This window comes from Gordonibacter sp., from assembly GCF_036667095.1.
Classification (GTDB): domain Bacteria; phylum Actinomycetota; class Coriobacteriia; order Coriobacteriales; family Eggerthellaceae; genus Gordonibacter.
Genome location: NZ_JAVWUP010000292.1, coordinates 1 through 2,501, shown reverse-complemented (window position 1 = coordinate 2,501; position 2,501 = coordinate 1). Strand labels below are relative to the sequence as shown.

Below are 2,501 nucleotides of genomic sequence, written 5' to 3'. Positions count from 1 at the left end.
GGTTCGGCAGCAGCGGGGTAGGTGACCGTTCTCTTTAGGACATTTCGATCAAGCTGTAGAGATCAAGCGACTTCAATTTATCTTATATGAAGTCGCTTGCTTTTTGCGCCAGCTGGGATGCAGTGTTGCATTATGGCACATGCTAGTTTGGTGACAAAATGCATAAGACATCCTATCCATGCATTTTCTTATGGGTGAGATTACATGACAAAGCCGTACCTTGTGCTTAGAGTAACTCTAATGTAGAATACCGAAACAGACCTAGAGTTACTCTAAGTCTGTTTCGCAAAGCAGAGCGCGGCAAGCGATCGTACTGCTAATTAGAGTAACTCTAACGTTATCGATCTTGCTTTCTGACGGGGGTACCTATGTGCGCTGATGGCGGTAAATCTCTTGGTTCAACTGAAAAGCCAGACGGTACGCCTCTTTATGGTATTGGCGAAGTATCAGCTACGACAGGCATCTCGGCATTCACGATCCGATATTACGATAAGTGCGGTTTCTTTCCAAACCTCCATCGAGATCGTCGTGGCGTAAGAAAATTTTCTAATGACGATGTAGGCCAACTGCATTTGGTCGAAGCTTTAAGGAAAAGCGGCTTGTCCATCGAGGGCATTCAGTACTTCGTTCGTTTATGCAGGCGCGGCGATGCCGCTCGAACAGAACGGCTTTCCATCTTGCGCGCCCAGGAAACGGTGCTGGAATACCAACGTGACGAACTCGATGAGAGCCTGAAACGACTTCATAGCGCAACCGTGGATTTGGAGGCGACAGGCAGCTCGGAGCAAGCCGACATGCTATAGTTCATGGAAGTTGTTATAAAAACCTCGTTTTCAACGACCTAGTACTCATCATGGAGCAAAACAGGGCCTTAGAACGGATCTCAGAGCCTTGTTTATAAAATCGCAGGTCAAATGCATAGTATTTCGACAGATTGGACAACAAAACACATGGACGGCCAAAATAACGCCCCGCAGCCGCCTCAAGCACCCGAACCGGCCCATTCCCAGTTACCGCCGAGCGATCAAGATGTACGCAGCCTCAAAGTTGCACAGAACCTTATTATGGTGGCGAGCCTGGCAGGACCGATATCGTTGTTCTTCGGAGGCTTCTGGCTCAGCGCCGCCGGACTCGTCTGCGGCATCATAGGCTTCAGAAAGTTCAAGGCACTGATACAAAGCCAAAGCAGCATCAGCAGCGTTGCAACGCGCTTTAAGAAGTCGAGCATCGTATCCATAGTTATCTGCAGCATCGTAACGGTGCTCAATGTGGTGTCGGCCGTCATCCTGTATCCCATAGTGCTCCAAGCACTTGAAACAGGTGATTACGCCAATTTTATGCCGGGCACCGGAACCGGTACACCTTCCGGAGGTAATTCGACTTGGGGTTAGCCCTTCCCCAGCATGACGACAAAATATTGATAATATGTGTTATGTAAAGTTAAAGAAGAAGTCACAAAGAAGCTCAAGAAAGGTTTGCGGCGCGGCGAGATTGTTACGGAACGAGCTTTTCAGGCAACTATTACGGGATGCGTCTCGTCTGCCCTCGGCTCTTTGTTTGGGATTGCAACTTTCGATACTTCATGCTTGCGCCCTATGAGGATCAGCGCTTTCATCGCAAACTCGCGAATCCGAAGATCGGCCTCCCATCGCCCCTTCGCCTTCTCTATCTTGTGCGGTATGAGGCGAACTGCTCGAATGAAGCCTTTCGCGGTGCCATGACAGCTTGTGCTAGGGCGAATCGACTCCGTACGCAATGTCTGGCTCCGAACGCCCTCGTGCTCGTTTTCATTCGCTTCCGGCATTGCATGCCTTCTCGAGAAATAAGTACGACACCGTTGCCTAGACAAGCCCCTTTTGTCGACTCTCTCCCCTTTTCAACTATTCTAGCATCGTCATCTTCTTCTCCTTTAAAATGAAACGCGTGGGAAACAGCATCGAGGACGGGCGGTACGACTATGCGGTACTACATTGACGGATACAATGTGACGAAAAGCGATCCGGCCACCCGTGCGCTCGCCATTGAGGAACAGCGTAATGCGCTTGAGTCTCGTTTAAGGCTCTCCGCAAGCAGGATTCTCGGAAAAGCGGCATACACGATCATCTGGGATGGCGCAGGTGGCGAAGGCCTTGTCAAGGGTGTCGACCGCCACGTCGTCTTCACCCGCAAGCCCACAGCTGACGATGCCATTGTCGAGTGTATCCGCTGTGCAACGGAACACACCGGCGTCGTCACATCCGATCGCTCGCTTGCCAACCGCTGCCGGGAGGTTGCGTTGCATGGGATCGATATCGTCCCCTCCAACCGGCTGTTTGCCCAAGCCAAGGCGACTCCGAGCAAGCGGAAGGGCGCTCCCCTTCCGCGCGATATCGGAATCCCCGCCAATGCCAACGAGATCAACCGCGAGTTGAAGAAACTCTGGGGTATCGAAGATTGAAGCCCTGCTCCTCGCGCACCAGAGCATCCTTGCCGATACCTGGATGCACCTATTGTGCCGTACG

Annotated in this window: 3 protein-coding genes; all 3 read left to right on the top strand. The window is 51.6% G+C overall.

All coding sequences use genetic code 11. From position 1 onward, the window contains the following. The first annotated feature begins 368 nt into the window (after positions 1 to 368). The gene (locus RR842_RS13855; RefSeq protein ID WP_332574184.1) at positions 369 to 803 is read left to right on the top strand and encodes a MerR family transcriptional regulator; all 435 of its coding nucleotides are present in this window, start codon (positions 369 to 371) and stop codon (positions 801 to 803) included. 147 nt (positions 804 to 950) lie between these two features. Further along, positions 951 to 1,391 (top strand): hypothetical protein, encoded by a 441-nt coding sequence (locus RR842_RS13850; RefSeq protein ID WP_332730168.1) that lies wholly within the window; start codon positions 951 to 953, stop codon positions 1,389 to 1,391. Positions 1,392 to 1,957: 566 nt separating this feature from the next. After that, the gene (locus RR842_RS13845; RefSeq protein ID WP_332514478.1) at positions 1,958 to 2,437 is read left to right on the top strand and encodes an NYN domain-containing protein; all 480 of its coding nucleotides are present in this window, start codon (positions 1,958 to 1,960) and stop codon (positions 2,435 to 2,437) included. Positions 2,438 to 2,501: the final 64 nt, after the last annotated feature.